Here is a 20,524-nt window from a genome sequence, read left to right on the forward strand (position 1 = left end):
TTCAGAGCTCCTTGCGCTGCTTGGGCGTGGTGGTCAGCAGGGACTGGAACTCGTACTCCACCCGGTGGCGGATGGCGCGTAGCGCATCGGCATCGGGCAGGTGCTGCAGGTCCTTGCTGTAGTTGTTGGCATCCAGGGTCTCGACGATCTCGCGTACGCCGGGGCCGGTGCTGAACTGGCGCATCTGCAGCGGGATGGCGTCGATGCCGTGCACCAGGTACAGGCGCCCGGGGAACCGCGCCACGGCGTCCCAGACGGTCTTGCAGTCGGCATCGTCAAGGGCGACCTTGCCGTCGTCGTCGGCGCTGCCTTCCTTGAGCACTTCCACCCACTGTCCGGCATCCACCGCATGCAGGTTGTCCGGCGTATCGCTGGCGCTCTGCCGGGTGCGCACGATTTTCCACGGCTGGCCGGCCAGCGCGATGCCCTGCGGGCCAGGGATGTCCTGAAGACGGAAGGCGAAGCTGGGCAGTACATCGGGGGATTCGCTGCGCGGCATGGTGGGCAGCGGATAGGTCAGGTTCGCGGGGCCAACGAAGGACTTCTGACCCGCATGCACGGTGATGTTGCCGGGGCAGGTCACGGTCAGGTTGCCGCCGGCCAGGGTGATGCTGGCACCGCTGGCCGTGGCGATATGCACGGTTTTCGGCGCGGCCATTTCGACCGCCGCGCTGGCACTGGCCGCGCGCAGGGCGTTGCGCGCCTGCAGCAGGATCTGGTTGTCCTGGGCCTGCACGATCAGCTCGCCCTGCCCGCTCACCACGCTGAGCGTGTTCCCGGCGGCCGTGCCCACGGTGGCCGCCAGCACGCCGATGGCCTGGCTGGCGTGGACACGCGCCTGGCCTTGGACGACACATTCGGACGCCTGCCCGCTGGCCAGGCTGAGCACCTCGCCCACTGCCCATTGCAGGCTCTGCCCGGCGACCTGCACCAGACCGTCGCTGCCAGACAGGCCCAGGGTGGCATCGCCGCTGTGCGGCAGGCGCCCTTGTCCGCCACCGCTGGCGTACGCCGGGGCGTCGGCCCGACCACTGTCGAAGGCGTCCCCGGCCACGGTGGTACGAGTGCTGCGCAGCAGGCTGGCCAGCGGCGCAGGCACATCCTGCTGGCCCGCCACGCCGGCGTGCGCGGCTATGGCGACGCTGCGGTGCACGCGGGTGGCCTGGTGCTGGACCCGGCCAAGTTCGTTGAGCTGGGTCAGCAGCGCACTGGGGGCGACCGCCTCACCGGCCGGCGCGCGGGCGGCGCGCGGTTGCGCGCTGAGCCACAGGCCGGCGCGGGCCCGCACGGCCCCCCAGGCGTCGGTGCGCAGCTCGTTGCCTTCGCCGCGCAGGCTGCCGCGGAAGTTGTCGGCCTGGTGGATGAGGTGCCCCAGGTTGAGCTGGGTGCTGGCATGGGTCGTGGCCAACTGCAGGCGCAGCTGTCCGTCGCTGTCGTCGAACAGCAACCGCGAGTGCCCCTGGCCGTGCCACTCGCGCGACTGGATGCCCCACAGCGCGGCCGGGTTGCGGTGCGCGTCTTCGCCGGCGCCCATCGCATGCCAGGCGGGCGCGTGGCCACCGGCCAGGTTGCCCTGCGCACTACTGCGGGCATCCCCTGCCTGCGCATAGGCGCCCAGCTCACTGGTCGCCGACGCGCCGGCCGGGGTGGCGGCCGTGCCGGCTTCGCCGCGACCGTTGTAGAGCGTACCGACGATGAGCGGGCGGTCGATGTCGCCTTCCAGGAAGGTCACCAGCACCTCCTGCCCTACCCGTGGCAGGAACTGTGCACCCACCCCGGGGCCGGCGTAGCGTTGGGCAACGCGCAGCCAGCTGCTGCCATCGTCGCCGCTGCCTGCCCGCTGGAAGTGGAAGCGCACCTTGATCCGGCCCAGGTCGTCACAGGACACCTCGCCGCTGTCGCTGCCATCAGCGGCAATCACCCGCGCGGTCTGGTAGCCCGGTGCCAGCGGCCGCGGATTCAACCGCAGGCCGGTGCCGTCTTCGCGCGCCGGGCGCCACGCCACGGCGCGGTCCACGCCCTCGAAGGCGTTGGCATAGCCCAGCGTTTCGGCCCGCGTGCCCAGCTGGCGTTGGCGCGCAGGCGTATCCAGCCCGGCCATGGGCGCCGGGGGCGCATGGCCGAGGCGCTGCAGCAGCGCCTCGCGCGCGGTGGTGGGGAAATTATTGCTGGCCTGGTGCCAGATGCGCGTCACCAGCACATTCGGCACGCCGGCACGGTCGGACATCGGCCACTGGCGCAGGTTGAACCAGGTGCCGGCGCGAAGCCCGAGGGCGGTGCTGCTGCCGACCCAGCTGGCGCTGCGGGATTCGTGCGCCTGGGCGGCCAGGCGGCTGTAGTGGTCGGCCACGCTGCGGTTGGCGAACGCATAGGCACCCACCGGGGTGTACGCCTCCAGGGCGGTCTCCCCGCGTTGCGCGGACAGCACCGGGGTCTGCCCCTGACGCGCCTGCTGGCCGCGATAGTCGTCACTTGCCAGCACCAGCGCGGTCACGCCGATACGCCGCGAACGCCCCAGCGTGAGCACGCTGTCGGTGGCCTCGGTGGCATCGGCGCGGTGGAAGCGGAGACCACCGTCGCGCTCGGAGGTGGCGTCCTGCGCCTGTGCGGCGCTGTCAGCGAAGACCACCAGCGCGTGGCCTGCAGGCGCGTCGGCGTCTTCTTCGATGCGCCAGCCCAGGCCCTCTTCGGCAAGCAGGCGCTGCAGGAAGTCCAGGTCCGATTCGCGGTACTGCACGCAGTAGCTGCGCCGCGGCACGGCGGCGAGGAAGTCGACCACTTCATCGCTGGCGCGCCAGGTGCCCTGGGCAGCATAGGGGTCCAGCACGGCCTGCAGGATGTCCAGCACCGCCCGTTCCTGGAACACCCGGCTTTGCCGCGCCTGCCCCAGCAGCCAGGTCCATGGCACCAGACACAGGCGATAGCGCGCCAGCCCACCATCGGCGGCTACGCAGGCCGCCTCGGAAACCACGCCGCTGCGCAGCACGTCGTGCCCGCCGGCCTGCCGCGAGGACAACGTCGCGGCCACACCAAGCCACGCGTCCACGTCGAGCAGGGCGTCGTTGGCCAGCACGTCCACCCACCACTGGAAACCCTCGGACAGCTGTTCGTATCCGCACCAGCGCTCGACCAGCAGCGCCTGACCGTTGGCCAGCGCCAAGCGGTGCGGACGGCTGGCGCCGTCCAGCCCGGCGACACCGGCGAACAGTGTGATTGCATCCTGCATCGTGCCCATCCATTGCAGCCGTCCGGCCGCGTGACCTGCCCAGCATCCATGGCGCACCCGGCCTACCGGCATAGCGGCAGCACGCTGCACCTCCCCACTCTGTCGCTACGGTCGAACCGCGCGCCACCACAGGTATCCGCAGGCTCTCCCCGCCACGCAGATACATACTCAAGACTGCATGAGCAAAGAATATAGTTAATTGTCGCCGACCGGTATCCGGGGCAAATCTGACGATAATGTAGGGAAACCCCTACTCGTAGCGCACGCATTTGACCGAACCGACACAGGATGTCGGATTGAACCCGACAACAGAAACTCAGCACATAATGCCGACGGATTACGCTAGGCGGAGCATGCGCCGGCTACAGCGCCCCACCGCAGGATGGCCCACCGCGGAGCTCGGGCTGACGGGGCCCTGCTCCTGACGCGGCCGGCCATTTTTTCACCACCACTTGTTCAGCCTTGGCAGGCAAGGTCCGGCACGGGATATCCACAGCTTTGCCAACGACTCCCCCACACCCGGTGTGGACAACCGGCACCGGTCTGGCGGCTGCGAAGACCGCGCGCTACCCTGTAGACCCTTTCCCTGCTTGCGGCCACGGTCCCTGGATCGAGGGCTGCCAGATGCAATGACCGCACTCTCGCAACGCGATTTCACCCTGGCTCCCGAAGACAACGAACGCCTGGCCAACCTGGCCGGCCCGTTCGATGAGCACCTGCGCCAGATCGAACTCAAACTTGGCGTGGAAATCGCCAACCGCGGCCACGTGTTTCGCGTGACCGGGCCCCAGCGCCTGACCGAGGAAGCGCAGCTGTTGATCGAAGCGCTCTACGCCGAAGCGGCGGAGGTGACCTTCGACAGCCACGGTATCCACCTGCGCCTGAACCAGGCCAACGTCGACCATGTCGTCGAACGGGCCTACGAAGCACAGGAAGTGACCATCAAGGTCAAGCGCGGCACGGTACGTGGCCGCGGCGCCAACCAGGCGCGCTACCTGCATCAGATCACCACCCACGACATCAATTTCGGGATCGGCCCGGCCGGCACCGGCAAGACCTTCCTGGCCGTGGCCAGCGCGGTGGACGCGTTGAACGAGTCGCGCGTGCAGCGTCTGATCCTGGTCCGACCGGCGGTGGAAGCGGGCGAGAAGCTCGGCTTCCTGCCGGGTGATCTCAGCCAGAAAGTCGACCCGTACCTGCGCCCGCTGTACGACGCGCTGTATGAAATGCTGGGCGTGGAGAAAGTGCTGAAACTGCTGGAAAAGAATGTCATCGAAATCGCGCCGCTTGCGTACATGCGCGGCCGCACGCTCAACGATGCCTATGTGATTCTGGACGAAGCGCAGAACACCACCGTGGAGCAGATGAAGATGTTCCTGACCCGGCTGGGCTTCGGCTCCACCGCGGTGGTCACCGGCGACCTCACCCAGACCGACCTGCCCAAGCACGTGAAGTCCGGGCTGCGCGATGCCATCGAGGTGCTGCGCGAGGTGGACGGGGTCAGCTTCACCTTCTTCGAGGCCCGCGACGTGGTCCGTCACCCGCTGGTGGCGCGCATCGTCAGCGCCTACGACCGACGCGACCTGCAGCAGGTCAAACCCGGCGCGGAGTAGACGTCCAGGGCCGGCCCGAATCGCACACAAGGAAGTGCCATGGTTCGTCTGTCGCTGCGGGTGTCCGGCTTCCTGCTGGCCACCATCCGGACGCGGCAATCGCCGAGGCCACGCCTCGGCGTCGATACGGGCGCGGCGGATGCCGCGCAGGCGGAGATCGGCCATGACGCCGACGACAGGAAGTCGCAGTGAAAGGCCACACGCGCGATACTGTGCCCTCCTGATTGATCTGAATTACCGGTATCGCCATGACCAAGGGCCCCGTCCGCCTCGATGTAGCCGTCAGCTACGCCCTGCCCCGCGCCGGGCTGCCCTCCGCGGTGAGCTTCCGCAAATGGGTGGCTGCCGCGCTCAAGGGCCGCATCCGTGAAGCCGACCTGGCCATCCGCCTGGTCGATGCCAAGGAAGGTCAGTCGCTGAACCGGCACTACCGCGGCAAGGACTACGCCACCAACGTGCTCAGCTTCCCGGCCGACGTGCCCGAGGGCCTGCCCAAGGGCGTGAAGTTCCCGCTGCTGGGCGACCTTGTGATCTGCGCGCCGGTGGTGGCCCGCGAAGCGGCCGAGCAGGACAAGGCGCTCAATGCCCATTACGCGCACCTGACCGTGCACGGCGTGCTGCACCTGCTGGGCTGGGACCATGAGGACGACAAGGAAGCCGAGGCCATGGAGCAGCTGGAACGCGACATCCTGGCTGAGCTGGGTATCGACGACCCCTACGCCAACGAGCAGTAAGCCGCGCCGCCCGGCTCCACACGGATTCCAGATGACCGCTTTCAAGACCCTCTGCCTGGGCCTGTTGGCCTTGCTGCCCGCCGCCGCATCGGCCGACCCGCTGGACCTGGCCGCGCTGATCGAATGCCGCCAGGGTGTGGCCGACTACCGGGCTGTCGGCCCGGTGGTGGCCGACCCGCTCAAGGCGGTGGCCAATGGCCTGCAGCCGCTGCCGCAGGGCAACCCGTTCATGACCGAGTTCCGGCTGGCCACGCCGCTGACGGTGTTCGGGCAGCGCACCGAGTACGTGGCGGTGGCCGGGGCGAGCATCATGGCCATCCTGGACCTGGCCGACCCGCGGCCGCTGGCCAAGACGCTGGCGCTGGAGGACGGGGTGGACAACCCGGACAAGTTCATGGCCGGACGGGAGCTGGTCAGCCGCGACGTGGCCGACCCCACGACCGGCGAACCGATGATCGAGTCGGTGATCCTGAGCCTGTCCACGGTCAAGACCCACCCGGGCAAGACCCTGGCCGGCTGCACCTACAGCCTGGACCTGCCCGCGGAGGAAGAGGCGCCGGCACCGGCCCCCACCCCGCCGGCCGCCTCGGTGAATGCGGCCCCGGCAGGCGGGCGCTGACAGGGCCCCGCATCCTGCTAGACTGAATCCAACGCCCGGTTCGCCGGGTGCCCTTTTTTCCAGAGATGTCTGAAGACGACAGTAGTAGCTCCACCCTGGAGCAGAACGAAAAGAAGCGCAGCTGGCTCGAACGCCTGACCTCTGCCTTCTCCGGCGAACCCCACACCCGCGACGAGCTCGTGGCGGTGCTGCATACCGCGCACGATGATGGGCTGATCGCTGCCGATACCCTGCGCATGATGGAGGGGGCGATTTCCGTCGCCGAACTCACCGTGGGCGACGTGATGATCTCGCGTTCGCAGATGGTGTCCCTGCCGGTCGAAGCGCCCTTCCTTGAACTGATGAAGCAGGTGGTCGAATCGGGCCACTCGCGCTTCCCGGTGCACGGCGACAACAAGGACGACATCCTTGGCGTGCTGCTGGCCAAGGATCTGCTGCGCGGCGTGGTCGCCGACAACGGCCCGGCCAACGTGCGCGAACTGCTGCGCCCGGCGGTGCTGATCCCCGAAGCCAAGAAGCTCAATGTGCTGCTCAAGGAGTTCCGGCTCTCGCGCAACCACATGGCCATCGTGGTGGACGAGTACGGCGGTGTTGCCGGGCTGGTCACCATCGAGGACGTGCTGGAGCAGATCGTCGGTGAAATCGACGACGAGCACGACGAGGCCGAGGACCACACCGCGCAGATCGCCATCCAGGCCGACGGCCAGTACGTGGTGGACGCCCTGACCGCGATCGAGGACTTCAACGAGCGCTTCGGCGCCAGCTTCCCCGACGACGACTACGACACCATCGGTGGCCTGGTCACCGAGGCGATCGGCCACCTGCCCGAAACCGGCGACGAGCTCAGCCTGGACCGCTTCGTGTTCCGGGTGGCGCGTGCCGATGCCCGCCGCGTGCAGGCGTTCCATGTGACCGTGCTGCCGGCCGATACGAACAACGAGGATTGATCCACGCCATGCGGCCCCTGCTGAAGCGGTGGCCGTCGTGCCGCCTGTTGTTCCTGTGCTGGATGCTCACCCTGGCCAGCCTGCCGTTCGCGGCGCTGGCCCAGGATGCGACGGCCCCCGTCACCGTGCCGGTGGCTGACTCCCGCGCGAACGCCTCGGCGGCACCGCGCATCGGTGTGGTGACCATGCAGCCCGGCGAGATTTTCTTCGAGCGCTTCGGTCACGATGCGCTGGTGGTGGTGGACCCGGTAACGGGCCAGGCCACCTCCTACAACTTCGGTTACTTCGATCCGGGTGAAGCGGACTTCATCGGCCGCTTCGTGCGCGGCGAGATGATGTACTACCTGGTGGCGCTGCCGCTGGACGAGGACATGTCCTACTACCGTGAAAGCGGTCGTGGGGCCAGTATCCAGTGGCTGGACCTGGACCCGCAGCAGGCGCGCACCCTGGCCGCCTCGCTGGCCGAGCGTGCCAAGCCGGAGAACGCGCGCTACCACTACGACTACTACACCGCCAACTGCGCCACCATGGTCCGCGATGCGGTGGACCAGGCGCTCGGCGGCGGCCTGCATTCGCAGCTGTCCGGGCGCTCGCGTGGCAACACCTACCGCAGCGAATCGGTGCGATTGGCCTCGCCGTCGCCGTGGATGTGGCTGGGCTTCGACATCGGGTTGGGCCCGTTCGCCGACCAGCCGCTGTCGCGTTGGCAGGAAGCGTTCGTGCCGATGCGCCTGGCCGATGCACTGCGCCAGTCGCGCAACAGCGACGGCCGCCCGCTGGTACAGGCCGAGCAGGAACTGCTGCCGCAGCGCATCGCGCCGGAACCCACCGAATCCCCCCGCCGCTGGTGGCCCTGGCTGCTGTGCGGCCTGCTGGCCGCGGCAGGCGTGTGTGCACTGCGCGCGCGCCGACGCCTGCTGGGCGGCATCGCGCTGCCGGTGTGGCTGTTCTGCGGTATCGCCGGTGCGTTGCTGACCTACCTGTGGGGCTTCAGCGCGCACCAGGCCGCGTGGGCCAACCGCAACCTGCTGGTGCTGTCGCCGCTGTGCCTGCTGTTGCTGCCCGGTGCCATTACGCTGCTGCGCGGGCGCACCCCGCGTGCGTGGTTCCGCTGGGTGCTGTGGGCGGTGGCGCTGCTGGCGTCGCTGGGCCTGGTCCTGCACTGGCTGAGCCTGCAGGCGCAGGTCAACCTGCAGTGGATCGTGCTGCTGCTGCCGGTGCACCTGGCGCTGGCGTGGGCGCTGGGCCGTCGTGACGCATCTGTCACGGGCCGCTGACGCAGGATGCCGCCCATGGAAAGCACCGCACCCGTGAACCCGCCCTGCGTCATCAACTGCGTGCACTACGATGATCAGGGCAAGCGCCATGACATCAGCCTGGACGCGATCAGCGATGTGATCGAAAGCGGCAACGGCTTTGTCTGGGTCGGCTTGTACGAGCCGGCCGACAGCGTGCTGCTGAAGCTGCAGGAAGAATTCTGCCTGCACTCGCTGGCCATCGAAGACGCACGCAACGCCCACCAGCGGCCCAAGGTGGAGGCGTATGGCAACTCCTTGTTCGTGGTGGTCACCACCGCGCAGATGGTGGATGAGCGCATCGCCTACGGCGAAACCCATGCCTTCCTTGGTCCCCGCTTCCTGGTGACGGTCCGCCATGGGGCGTCGCTGTCCTATGCCGCGCCGCGCGCCCGGGTCGAGCGCGAGCCGGAGCTGCTGCGCACGATGGGGCCGTCGTACTGCCTGTATGCGGTGCTGGACTTCGTGGTGGACAACTACCTGCCCATCACCCAGCGCTACCGCGACACACTGGAGCTGCTGGAGAAGGACATTTTCTCGGACAGTTACAAGCGCCAGACCGTGGTGCGGCTGTACGAACTGAAGCGCGAACTCAACAAGATGCGCATGGCGGTGGCGCCGCTGCAGGACATGCTGGCCCAGATCAAGCGCTACCAGGGCGAGCTGGTGCCCGACGAGGTCAAGCTGTACCTGCGCGATGTGCATGACCATGCGGTGCGGATCAGCGATGTGATCGACACCCTGCGCGAGATGCTGGGCACCGCGTTGAGCGTGAACCTGTCGCTGGTGACGCTGGCGCAGGGCGAGACGGTGAAGCGGTTGGGCGCGTGGGCGGCATTGCTGGCGGCGCCGACCCTGATCACCAGCTGGTATGGCATGAACTTCACCCACATGCCGGAGTTGGACCAGCCGTGGGCGTACCCGGCGATGATCATCGGCGTGGGCGCGATCTGCGTGGGGTTGTACCGGCTGTTCAAGCGGGTGCGTTGGCTCTGACGTTCGCCGGCTGCCCGTTTCGGGCGATGGTGCCGGATGTGCGTCATGCGTGGCGGTATTTCGGGTAGCCGACCAACGGTCGGCTCTACCTCGGTTTGAACAATGCGATGTCCAGTGGTGCCGGCCGCTGGCCGGCTCCCGGTGATACCGGATACACGCGGCGTGTGCCGGCGTTACGGTAGCCGACCAACGGTCGGCTCTACCTCGGTTTGAACGATGCGATGCCCGATGGTGCCGGCCGCTGGCCGGCTCCCGGTGATGTTGGATACATGCGACGTGTGCCGGCGTTACGGTAGCCGACCAACGGTCGGCTCTACCTCGGTTTGAACGATGCGATCTCCGGTGGTGCCGGCCGCTGGCCGGCTCCCGGTGATGCCGTATACATGCGACGTGTGCCGGCGTTACGGTAGCCGACCAACGGTCGGCTCTACCTCGGTTTGAACGATACGATGCCGGTGGTGCCGGCCGCTGGCCGGCTCTCGGTGATGCCGGATACACGCGAGGTGTGCCGGCGTTACGGTAACCGACCAACGGTCGGCTCTACCTCGGTTTGAACGATGCGATGTCCGGTGGTGCCGGCCGATGGTCGGCTCCTGGCGATGCCGGATGTACGCGACCTGTGTCGGCGTTACGGTAGCCGACCAACGGTCGGCTCTACCTCGGGGTGATCATCGGTAGGTAGCGACCGTTGGTCGCTACGCCCTGCCATCAGGCCACGTATACCGTTTTGATGTTCATGAACTCATGGATGCCGTGGTCGGCCAGTTCGCGGCCGAAGCCGGAGCGCTTGCTGCCGCCGAACGGTAGGCGGGGGTCGCTTTTGACGATGGCGTTGACGAACGCCGCGCCGCACTCCAGCTTCTTGGCGATGGCTTCACCGCGCACCGCATCCGCGGTCCAGACGCTGCCCCCCAGACCGAAGGTGGTGTCGTTGGCCACGCGCAGCGCCTCGGCATCGTCGCGTACGCGCAGGATGGCCGCAGCGGGGCCGAACAGTTCTTCCTCGTAGGCCGGCATGCCGGGCGCGACGTTGTCCAGGATGGTGGCCGGGTAGCCCGCATGGCTGCCCGCCACCGGCTCGCCGCCGAGCAGCAGTTTGGCGCCCTTGGCCACGCTGTCCTGCACCTGGCTGTGCAGTTCGTCGCGCAGGTCGGCGCGGGCCATGGGGGCCAGCGTGGTGCGTTCGTCCTGCGGGTCGCCGTAGACGCGCTGGGCAGCGGCGGCCACGAACTTTTCCACGAATGCATCGGCGATGGCATCGACCACGATAAAGCGCTTGGCGGCAATGCAGGTCTGGCCGCTGTTGTCGAACCGCGACTTCACGGCGGCGGCGACGGTCTTGTCGAGGTCGGCATCCTCAAGCACGACGAACGCGTCGCTGCCGCCCAGTTCCATGACGCACTTCTTGAGCTGGTCACCGGCATTGGCGGCAATCGAGCGCCCTGCCCGTTCGCTGCCGGTCAGGGTAACGGCCTTGACCCGCTTGTCGCGCAGCACGTCGGCGGCCTGGTCGTTGTCGATGTGCAGGACGTCGAACACGCCGGCGGGCAGGCCACCGTCGCGGCATACGGCCAGGATCAGGTCGGCGCACTGCGGGACGTTGCTGGCATGCTTGAGCAGAGCGACGTTGCCGGCCATGAAGGTAGGCGCAAGGAAGCGGAATACCTGCCAGATCGGGAAGTTCCAGGGCATCACAGCAAACACGCAGCCGATGGGCTCGTAGCGCACGTAGCTGCGCTGGGCCTCGGTGTCGATCAGCTGCGGCTTGAGGTAGTCGGCGGCATGGTCGGCGTAGAACTCGCAGGCCTGCGCGCACTTCTCCACTTCGGTCAGGGCTTCGGCCTTGAGCTTGCCCATCTCACTGGTCATGGCCCGCTGGATGTCGTCCTTGCGGGTACGCAGCTGCGCGGCGATGCCACGCAGGATGGCGCTGCGCGCCTGCAGGGATTGGCCAGACCAGGCCGGAAACGCGCCTGCCGCAGCAGCCAGGCGCTGTTCGACCTGGGCGGCATCGAGCAGTTCATGGCGGTAGGTGACCTGGCCGGTCGCGGGATTGACGATTTCAACGGTCATCGTGGTACTCCGGAAGACAGACCACCATTCTGCGCCCGGCGCTGTGATCCAGATGTTGCCGGGGTTGGCGGGGAGCCGGGGTTGGGTTGCGACGTGGCGTCGCAGGTTAGGGCCGAAGCGTTAGCAGTCGCCTCTTCCGGGCGGGCACGGTGAGGGTAAGTTGCCGGGGCACGCTGCAAGTCCCGCTCCGCGGCCCGGCCCAGCCGCTGGCGGCTGTGCGTTCAGTCGCATGCGAGGCAGTGCCTCGCAAACAATGCGCCTTCACCCATGTAAGCTCCGTCGCCGCATCCATGCGGCTCAGGGCCCCGTCAACCCACCCTCACCATGCCTAGACAGTTGGCTGGTTGCCGCGCTGAGGGGCAAGAGCAGCCCGTCGCGTTGGTGGGGAGAGAAGAGCAGCCGGGCAGAGCCCGGCTCTACGCGGCGCGTATCCGTGCGGTGAAGATCGGATCGGTGCGGATCGGGACGGATGGAGTCGGTGCGGATCGGGTCGGATCGGGACGAATGGGGTCGGTCCGGATCGGATCGTGATGGGTAGAGCCGGGCTCTGCCCGGCTGGGACGGTGGAACACCGTCCTGCTTCCCCCTCCCCAAAACGCGGCAACTGCCTTGCGCCATTGCCCTGCGCCTTCAACAAAAGGGCAAGCAACCTGTCGGGCGTCGGCGTGGGTGGGTTGGCGGGACCGTTGGGCGCCATGGATGGCGCCCACGAGCCTCCAGGGGTGAAGGCGCATTGCTTGCGAGGCACTGCCTCGCATGCGACTGAACGCACAGCCGCCAGCGGCTGGGCCGGACCGCGGAGCGGGATTCACGGCGTGTCCCGCCAACCCACCCACGCCGACGCCACTCAGAACATGCAGCCCCGCTGTTGCTGTTGCTGTTGCTTCAACAAACAGCCGCGCCCACTCACCCCTTATCCTGCAACGCCATCTGCATGTCGCGCTGGCGGCGCTTCTCGGCGCGGGCCGTCACGAACCACCCCACCACCGCCGCGAGCGACACCGCCAGCACCATCAGCGTCGCCAGCGCATTGATCTCCGGCTTGATCCCCATCCGCACCGACGCGAACACCTTCATCGGCAGCGTCGTCGAACTCGGACCCGCCACGAAACTGGCAATCACCACATCGTCCAGCGACAGYGTAAACGCCAACAACCACCCCGCCACCAGCGCCGGGGCGATGATCGGCAGCGTGATCTGCAGAAACACCTTCAACCGCCCTGCCCCCAGATCCATCGCCGCTTCCTCCAGCGACCGGTCCAGCTCCTGCAGCCGCGACGACACCACCACCGTCACGAACGACAGCGTAAACGTCACATGCGCAATCCAGATGCTCGTCACCCCGCGTGCCGGGAAGCCGGGAATACCGCCCATCGCCACCAGCAGCGTCATCAGCGAAAAGCCCAGGATCACCTCCGGCATCACCAACGGCGCGGTGATCAGCGCACCGAACACCGTCTTGCCCGGGAAACGCTTGAAACGCGTCATCACCATCGCCGCCATCGTGCCCAACACCGTCGACGCACAGGCCGTCCAGAACGCCACCTTCAGACTGATCCACAGCGCATCCAGAATCTGCCGGTTGTTGAACAGCTCCCCATACCAGCGCGTGGAAAAGCCCGACCACACCGTGGCCAGCTTGGATTCGTTGAACGAATAGATCATCAGCAGCAGGATCGGCAGATACAGGAAGCCGAAGCCCAGCCCCAGCACCGACCAGCTCAGCCACCGGTTGCCGCGCACCATGCTCATGCCAGCTTCCCTTCCAGCTCACGCTGCTGGACCCGGTTGAACAGCAGGATCGGCACCAGCAGCAACAGCAGCATCACGATCGCCACCGCCGAGGCCGTCGGCCAGTCGCGGTTGTTGAAGAACTCGCCCCACAGCACCCGCCCGATCATCAGCGTGTCCGGACCGCCCAGCATCTCGGGAATCACGAACTCGCCCACCGCCGGGATCATCACCAGCATGCACCCGGCGATGATGCCGGTGCGCGACAACGGCAAGGTGATCCGCAGGAACGCCTGCCACGGCTTGGCCCCCAGGTCGTAGGCCGCCTCCAGCAGGCGGTTGTCCAGCTTGACCAGGTTGGCGTACAGCGGCAGCACCATGAACGGCAGGTAGCAGTACACGATGCCGATGTACGCGGCGGTCGGCGTGTACAGGATCTGCAGCGGCGCATCGATCACGCCGAGCTTGAGCAGCAGCTGGTTGAGCAGCCCGTTGCGGTCCAGGATGCCGATCCACGCATACACCCGGATCAGGAACGAGGTCCACGACGGCAGCACCACCAGCATCATCGCCACGTTGCGCGCGGCCGGCGACATCCGCGAAATCACGTAGGCCATCGGGTAACCGATCAGCAGCGTGAACAGCGTGGCGATCACCGCGATCTTGATCGAACTCAGGTAGGCCAGCACGTACTGGCTGTCCTTCACCAGCGCCGCGTAGTTGCCCAGGTTGAGCTTGAGCGAAAACGCCCCGTCCACGTATTCCAGCAGCCAGGTATACGGCGGCGAGCCCACCTGCGTGCGCGCGAACGAGATCATCAGGATGATCACGAACGGCACCGCGAAGAACAGCAGCAGCCACAGGTAGGGCGCGGCGATCACACTGCCGCGGGTGCCGGGGAGCCAGCGCTTCCAGACGGCGGCGTTCATGCGGTGAGCACCACGCCGTCGTTGTCGCGCCAGCACACCCACACGCTGTCGCCCCACGTCAGCCCGTCGCTGGCCCAGCGCTGCGAGTTGGCGAAGTTGGACAGCACCTTGGCGCCGCTGGGCAGGCGCACGTGGTACACCGAATGGCTGCCGAAGTAGGCGATCTCCTCGATCACCCCCTGCGCCTTGTTGGTGTCCCCGGCCGGCTCGTCCTTGCCGATCATCACCTTCTCCGGGCGCAGCGCGAACGCCACCGGCTGGCCTTCGTAGCCGGTGATGCCGTGGGCCACGTAGATCGGCGCGGGGAACAGCGGCGTGCGCACGGTGACGTACTCGGGCAGGTCCTCGTCGATGACCCCGTCGAACAGGTTCACCGAGCCGATGAACTCGGCCACGAAGCGGTTGGCCGGCTGCTCGTAGATTTCATCGGGCTTGCCCACCTGCTGGATCCAGCCGGCGTCCATCACCGCGATGCGGGTGGCCATGGTCATCGCCTCTTCCTGGTCGTGGGTGACCATCACGCAGGTCACGCCCGAGGTTTCGATGATGTTGACCAGCTCCAGCTGCATCTGCGAGCGCAGCTTCTTGTCCAGCGCGCCCATCGGCTCGTCCAGCAGCAGCAGCTTGGGCCCCTTGGCCAGCGACCGCGCCAGCGCCACGCGCTGCTGCTGGCCACCGGACAGCTGGTGCGGCTTGCGCTTGGCCAGCTTGCCCAGCTGCACCAGCTCCAGCATTTCGCCCACGCGGGTGCGGATCGCATCGCGGGCCAGGCCGTCCTGTTTCAGACCGAAGGCGATGTTCTGTTCCACCGTCATGTGCGGGAACAGCGCGTAGGACTGGAACATCATGTTGATCGGCCGCTGGTACGGCGGCAGGTCGTTGATGCGCTGGCCATCCAGCTCGATGCTGCCCTTGGTGGGGGTTTCGAACCCGCCCAGGCAGCGCAGCAGCGTGGACTTGCCACTGCCCGAACCGCCGAGCAGGGCGAAGATCTCGCCCTTGCGCACGTCCAGGCTGACATCGTCGAGCGCGACGAAGCCGTCGAATTCCTTGCGCAGCGCGCGGATGGACAGATAGCCCGGCTCGAGGACCGGCACGACCTCGCCTTCCGGCTTGGCATCAAATGGCATGGGGGGCGGCTCCAGGAGCGGCAGCGGACGGGGGAGGATGGCATTTTACCGGTGGTGGCCGCGTCATGCTGTGCCCCGCCGGGGATCCGGACGTTCACGGGCCCGGCCGGGCCAGTGCCCTGCCCGTCCGGAAACGGCAACGCCGGCCCGGGGGCCGGCGTTGCAGGGGCACGCAGGTCCGCTCAGCGACCGGTCTTCACCTCGGTCCACAACCGGGTGTAGAGCTTGTCCACCTCGGGCGTGTTGATCGAGTAGGTGAACATCTTGGCGGCCACGTCGGCCGGCGGGTAGATGGTCGGGTCGGTGCGGATCGCCTCGTCCACCAGCGGGGTGGCCTTGGTCACCGGGTTGGCGTAGTGGATGAAGTTGGTGTTGGCCGCGGCCACCTTCGGTTCCAGCAGGTAGTTGATGAAGGCATAGGCGGCCTCCGGGTGCTTGGCATCCTTGGGAATGGCCAGCATGTCGAACCACTGCGGGGCGCCTTCGCGCGGGATCGAATAGGCCACGGTCACGCCGTTGGACGCTTCGGCGGCGCGGTCGCGGGCCTGGATGATGTCACCCGACCAGCCCACCACCAGGCAGGTGCCGCCATTGGCCAGCGAGCCCACGTACTGCGAGGAGTGGAAATTCTGCACGTAGGGGCGGATGCCCTTGAGCAGGTCGGCCGCCTTCTGCAGCGTGGCCGGGTCCTGGCTGTGCGGATCCTCGCCCAGGTAGTGCAGCGCGATCGGGATCATGTCCGACGGCGTGTCCAGGATGGTGATCCCGCAGTCCTTCATCTTGGCGATGTTTTCGGGCTTGAAGATCAGGTCCCAGCTGTTGGCGATGTCGGTGCTGCCACCGAAGCGCTGCTTGAGCAGCTCCACGTTGTAGCCGATGCCGGTGGTGCCGATCATGTACGGCACGCCGTACTCGTTGCCCGGGTCCTGCTGGGCAATGCGCTTCATCACGTCCGGGTCGAGGTTGGCCAGGTTCGGGATCTTGCTCTTGTCCAGCGGCAGGAACACGCCGGCCTTGATCTGGCGGCCGAAGAAGTTCAGCGTCGGCACCACCACGTCGTAGCCGCTGTTGCCGGCCAGCAGCTTGGTTTCCACCATTTCGTCGCTGTCGAACACGTCGTAGGTCACCTTGGTGCCGGTGGCCTTTTCGAAGTTCGGGATGGTGTCTTCGGCGATGTAATCGCTGTAGTTGTAGACGTTCAGCACCTTGCTGTCGTCGTCGGACTTGCCGCCGCCACAGGCGCTGAGTACGGATACGGCAATGCCGAGGGTGAGGATTCGCAGCTTCATCGGACTCTCCACAGGTCAGGTGCGAGGTGGGGGAACCGGCCAGACCGGCACAACGGGTGCCAGCCTAACGGGCATGCCCACATTTTCCCAGCACATGGCCCTCACGGCCATGCCGGATCTGGCGACGCGGCGCCATTCAGACGTTGAGCAGCAGGAATTCACGCTCCCACGAGCTGATCACGCGGAAGAAGGTCTCGTATTCCTTGCGCTTGACCGACACATAGGCCCGGCAGAAGCGCTCGCCCAGCATCTCGCGCAGTTCCGGGCAGCCTTCCAGCCCGTCCAGGGCCTCGCCCAGCGAGCGCGGCAGGTCGTAGCCCAGTTCCTTCGCGCTGCCGCTGATCGGCGCGGTGGGGGAGCCCTGCTCGCGGATGCCAAGCAGGCCGGCGGCCAGGGTGGCGGCGATGGCCAGGTAGGGGTTGGCATCCGAGCCGGCGAACCGGCTTTCCACCCGCATGTTCTCCGGCGTATCCAGCGGCACGCGCAGCCCGCAGGTGCGGTTGTCGAAGCCCCAGTGCACGTTGCTCGGGGAGACCTCGCCGAACATCAGCCGGCGGTAGGAGTTCACGTTCGGCGCGAAGAACGCCATCGCCGCCGGCACGTACTTCTGCAGGCCGGCCAGGTAGTGCCCGAACAACGGGCTGAAATCCTCACCGCCGTGCTCGCCGGTGAACACGTTGCTGCCGTCGCTGATCCGCAGCAGGCTCTGGTGGATATGCATCGCACTGCCCGGCTCGTTCTCCATCGGCTTGGCCAGGAAGGTGGCGTAGATGCCGTGGCGCATCGCCGACTCCCGCATGGTGCGCTTGAACAGGAACACCTGGTCGGCCAGATCCATCGCATTGGCGTGGGTGAAGTTGACCTCCAGCTGCGCCGCGCCGGATTCGTGGATGAGCGTGTCCACGTCCAGCTTCATCGCATCGCAGTAGTCGTACATCAGATCGAGGATCGGATCGAACTCGTTGACCGCATCGATGGAGTAGGACTGGCGCGCGGTTTCAGGACGCCCGGAGCGGCCGGCCGGCGGCAGCAGCGGGAAGTCCGGGTCGGTGTTCTTCTGGACCAGGAAGAACTCCAGCTCCGGCGCCACCACCGGGCGCAGGCCGAGTTCGGCATAGGCATTGAGGACGCGCCGCAGCACATTGCGCGGGGCCAGCTCATGCGGCTCGCCGGTCTTGGTGAAACAGTCGTGGATGACCTGGGCAGTGGGATCGGTCGCCCACGGCACCATGCGCACGGTGTCGGCATCCGGGCGCAGGATCATGTCCGAATCCGACGGTGAGGTCAGCTCGTAGTAGTCGTCCGGGAACTCGCCGGTGACCGTGGTGGCGAAGATGCCCTCCGGCAGGCGCGTGCCGTAATCGTGCGAAAACTTGTCGGCCGGAATGATCTTGCCGCGCGCGTTGCCGGTGATGTCCGGCACCAGGCACTCCACCTCGGTGATGCGCCGGTCCTTGAGCCAGCGCAGCAGCGTGCTTTCTTCGGGCACGGGCGGCGGAGCGGCCTTGCGCGAAGAAGAGGCCGCTTTGCGCGGGGCTGTGGCTTTACGCGAACGCGTTCGGGTGGTCATGACCGGTCTGCTTTGCAGGAGTAACGGCGACAAGCATCGCCGAAGGCTTGGAAAATGCGGTGATGGAAGGGATGTTCGGTAACACGCCATTCCGGGTGCCACTGTACCCCGAGCACGAAGGTGTGGGCGTCGCTGCGCGCGGCTTCGACCAGGCCATCGTCGGCGCGGGCCTCCACCCGCAGCCCGGTGGCGAGGCGATCGATGCCCTGCCCGTGCACCGAATTGACCTTCACACGGTCTGCGCCGGCCCATGCCGCGAGCCAGCCGCCGCCGGTCAACTGCACGGCGTGCGCCGGTGCGTACTGCTGCTCCACCGGCGCGGCCGGGTCCTCGCGGTGATCGGCCAGCCCGGGCACCGCGTGCACGCGCGCATGCAAGGTGCCGCCCAGCACCACGTTCACTTCCTGGAACCCCCGGCAGATCGCCAGCACCGGCATGTCGCGCTCCAATGCGGCCTGCAGCAGCGACAGCGCATTGGCGTCGCGCGCCGGGTCGTGCCGATTGCCCGGCCATGTGGGTGGACCGCCGTAGTGATGCGGTTCGATGTTGCTCACTGCGCCGGTCAGCAACAGACCGTCGAGCCGGTCCAGCCAGTGCGCGGCCGGCAACGGGGGCTGCAGGCTGGGCAGCAGCACCGGCGTGGCACCGGCCGCCACGGCCAGCGCATGCACGTACTTCTCACCGGCCACCGCGAAACGGTGGTGGCCCAGCGGCGTGCTGTCGGTGGGCAAGCCAACCCAAGGGCGCGCGACCATACGGCATGCTCCGATGACCTGTTGCCACGGTAGCGCCGTGGCCGGGCGCGGTGCAACACGCCATGTCGGAGGCGTGCGCCCTCACATGCCGGCTGCGATGCCTGCGACAGACTGCGCGCTGTCACCGCGCATCGTTGCTGGCATGCTGTCACCATGATTGACGTCCCCACCGCCCCCTGCAGGTGCACGCCGTGAGCCGCGCCGGCCAGGACCATGTATCCAGCTGGTATGCCGACAGCCTGCCGGCGCAACCGCTGCGCCCGGCCCTGGCCGGCGACCACGCTACCGATGTGTGCGTATTGGGCGCGGGCTATACCGGCCTGTCGGCCGCGCTGTCGCTGGCCGAGCGCGGCTACCGGGTCAGCGTGCTGGAAGCGCACCGGGTGGGCTGGGGCGCCTCCGGGCGCAATGGCGGCCAGGCCATCGTCGGCTACGGGTGTGAAGTGGATACGCTGGAACAGCTGGTGGGCGCTCAGGACGCGCGGCTGCTGTTTGACTATTCGCGCGACGGCATGGCCTTGCTGCGCCACCGCCTGCAGCACTACCAGATCGACTGCGACTGGCACGATGGCCACGCCAGCGTGCCGATCACCGCCCGCCAGGAACGCGCACTGCGTGCCGGGCTGCTTGATCTGGCCGAGCGCTACGACTATCCGCTGCAGTGGTGGGACCGCACCCAACTGCAGGCGCAGCTGGACAGCCCGCGCTATACCGGGGCCATGTTCGATGCGGCCAGCGGCCACCTGCAGCCGCTGGCCTATGCACAGGGCCTGGCCCGCGCGGCAGAAGGCCTGGGCGTGGTCATCCACGAGCAATCGCCGGTCGTGCAGTTGGTGCGGGGCCCGCGTCCGCAGCTGCGCACCGCTCACGGCAGCATCAGCGCCGACCACGTGGTGATCGCCGGCAACGCCTGGCTGCAGGGCATCGCCCCGGAGCTGGAAACGCGGATCATGCCGGTCGGCACCTATATCGGCGCCTCGCAGGTGCTGGGCGCCGAACGCGCCCGGTCGCTGATCCGCAACGGCATGGCCGTGGCCGACGTCAGCTGGGCGCTGGACTACTTCCGGCTCAGCGCCGATCACCGCCTCTTGTTCGGCGGGCGCGCCAGTTACTCGGCCCTGCCGCCGCCCGGGCTGCGCGGGGTAATGACCCGGCGCATGCACCAGGTGTTCCCGCAGTTGGCCGACGTGGGCATGGAACAGGTCTGGGGCGGCTACGTCGACATCACCCGCAACCGCGCGCCGCATTGGGGCCGGCTGACCCCCAACGTGTACTTCGCACAGGGCTTCTCCGGCCATGGCGTGGCCGCAACCGGGCTGGCCGGGGCCGTCCTTGCCGAGGCCATCGCCGGGCAGAACGCGCGCCTGGATGTGTTCGAACGCATCCCCCACCGCCCCTTCCCCGGCGGCCGACTGCTGCGCACGCCGCTGCTGGTGGCCGCGATGTCCTGGTACAAACTGCGGGATGCGTTGTGGTGAAGCCGACCGGAATTTGAGATGACCATCTCATTTGTAAATGCCATGTTGGGACGACCAACAACGCATCCGCACTTGATCCGATTCTGATAATTGCTGTCTGCAATTGCATAAACCGGTTTCTGCCGATACCGTCCTGTCT

16 protein-coding genes are annotated in these 20,524 nt (G+C 67.4%); 8 read left to right on the forward strand and 8 right to left on the reverse strand.

Annotated elements, in window-relative coordinates; genetic code table 11:
* Position 1: 1 nt before the first annotated feature.
* Complete coding sequence (locus tag AC1DCJ_RS02095; RefSeq protein WP_478069967.1) at positions 2-3,226, reverse strand: type VI secretion system Vgr family protein; 3,225 nt, start codon at positions 3,224-3,226, stop codon at positions 2-4.
* Between the two features lie 629 nt (positions 3,227-3,855).
* On the opposite strand from AC1DCJ_RS02095, the gene AC1DCJ_RS02100 reads away from it, so the two are divergent.
* The 7 genes from AC1DCJ_RS02100 (at position 3,856) to AC1DCJ_RS02130 (ending at position 9,430) form a co-directional block, all read left to right on the forward strand.
* Positions 3,856-4,839: a PhoH family protein gene (locus AC1DCJ_RS02100; protein ID WP_478069968.1), complete on the forward strand. Its 984-nt coding sequence runs from the start codon at positions 3,856-3,858 to the stop codon at positions 4,837-4,839.
* A gap of 39 nt (positions 4,840-4,878) precedes the next feature.
* Positions 4,879-5,031 carry a hypothetical protein gene (locus tag AC1DCJ_RS02105; protein WP_478069969.1) on the forward strand — a complete coding sequence of 51 codons (153 nt, stop codon included), beginning with the start codon at positions 4,879-4,881 and terminating at the stop codon, positions 5,029-5,031.
* Between the two features lie 56 nt (positions 5,032-5,087).
* Entirely contained in the window at positions 5,088-5,573 is a 486-nt protein-coding gene (ybeY, locus tag AC1DCJ_RS02110; protein WP_159496343.1) for an rRNA maturation RNase YbeY, read from the forward strand.
* 31 nt (positions 5,574-5,604) lie between these two features.
* Positions 5,605-6,192, forward strand: coding sequence for a hypothetical protein (locus tag AC1DCJ_RS02115; protein ID WP_478069970.1), 588 nt, complete (start codon positions 5,605-5,607; stop codon positions 6,190-6,192).
* A 65-nt stretch (positions 6,193-6,257) separates the two neighbouring features.
* Positions 6,258-7,139, forward strand: coding sequence for an HlyC/CorC family transporter (locus tag AC1DCJ_RS02120; RefSeq protein WP_038689313.1), 882 nt, complete (start codon positions 6,258-6,260; stop codon positions 7,137-7,139).
* Positions 7,140-7,201: 62 nt separating this feature from the next.
* Positions 7,202-8,416 carry a lipoprotein N-acyltransferase Lnb domain-containing protein gene (locus tag AC1DCJ_RS02125; protein WP_478070125.1) on the forward strand — a complete coding sequence of 405 codons (1,215 nt, stop codon included), beginning with the start codon at positions 7,202-7,204 and terminating at the stop codon, positions 8,414-8,416.
* Positions 8,417-8,431: 15 nt separating this feature from the next.
* The gene (locus AC1DCJ_RS02130; protein ID WP_137189060.1) at positions 8,432-9,430 is read left to right on the forward strand and encodes a magnesium and cobalt transport protein CorA; all 999 of its coding nucleotides are present in this window, start codon (positions 8,432-8,434) and stop codon (positions 9,428-9,430) included.
* A gap of 708 nt (positions 9,431-10,138) precedes the next feature.
* On the opposite strand, the gene AC1DCJ_RS02135 is transcribed toward AC1DCJ_RS02130, so the two are convergent.
* The 7 genes from AC1DCJ_RS02135 to AC1DCJ_RS02165 all read right to left on the reverse strand — a co-directional run bounded on the left by AC1DCJ_RS02135 (position 10,139) and on the right by AC1DCJ_RS02165 (position 18,907).
* A complete protein-coding gene (locus AC1DCJ_RS02135) occupies positions 10,139-11,503 on the reverse strand; it encodes an NAD-dependent succinate-semialdehyde dehydrogenase (protein WP_478069971.1) in 1,365 nt (454 codons plus the stop codon).
* Positions 11,504-12,409: 906 nt separating this feature from the next.
* Complete coding sequence (locus tag AC1DCJ_RS02140; RefSeq protein WP_137189058.1) at positions 12,410-13,255, reverse strand: ABC transporter permease subunit; 846 nt, start codon at positions 13,253-13,255, stop codon at positions 12,410-12,412.
* Positions 13,252-14,163: an ABC transporter permease subunit gene (locus AC1DCJ_RS02145; protein ID WP_038689321.1), complete on the reverse strand. Its 912-nt coding sequence runs from the start codon at positions 14,161-14,163 to the stop codon at positions 13,252-13,254. Before AC1DCJ_RS02145 ends, AC1DCJ_RS02140 begins: the two co-directional genes overlap by 4 nt.
* Entirely contained in the window at positions 14,160-15,293 is a 1,134-nt protein-coding gene (locus AC1DCJ_RS02150) for an ABC transporter ATP-binding protein (RefSeq protein WP_038689323.1), read from the reverse strand. Before AC1DCJ_RS02150 ends, AC1DCJ_RS02145 begins: the two co-directional genes overlap by 4 nt.
* A gap of 182 nt (positions 15,294-15,475) precedes the next feature.
* The gene (locus AC1DCJ_RS02155; RefSeq protein WP_478069972.1) at positions 15,476-16,582 is read right to left on the reverse strand and encodes a polyamine ABC transporter substrate-binding protein; all 1,107 of its coding nucleotides are present in this window, start codon (positions 16,580-16,582) and stop codon (positions 15,476-15,478) included.
* A 136-nt stretch (positions 16,583-16,718) separates the two neighbouring features.
* On the reverse strand, positions 16,719-18,152 hold the full coding sequence (locus tag AC1DCJ_RS02160; protein WP_038689327.1) for a glutamine synthetase family protein: 1,434 nt from the start codon (positions 18,150-18,152) through the stop codon (positions 16,719-16,721).
* Entirely contained in the window at positions 18,149-18,907 is a 759-nt protein-coding gene (locus AC1DCJ_RS02165) for a gamma-glutamyl-gamma-aminobutyrate hydrolase family protein (RefSeq protein WP_141058755.1), read from the reverse strand. Before AC1DCJ_RS02165 ends, AC1DCJ_RS02160 begins: the two co-directional genes overlap by 4 nt.
* Positions 18,908-19,089: 182 nt before the next feature.
* Here AC1DCJ_RS02165 and AC1DCJ_RS02170 point away from each other — a divergent pair, with 182 nt between their 5' ends.
* Positions 19,090-20,385, forward strand: coding sequence for an NAD(P)/FAD-dependent oxidoreductase (locus AC1DCJ_RS02170; protein WP_414715915.1), 1,296 nt, complete (start codon positions 19,090-19,092; stop codon positions 20,383-20,385).
* The last annotated feature ends 139 nt before the right edge of the window (positions 20,386-20,524 follow it).

This window comes from Stenotrophomonas sp. 10N36 (assembly GCF_056395005.1).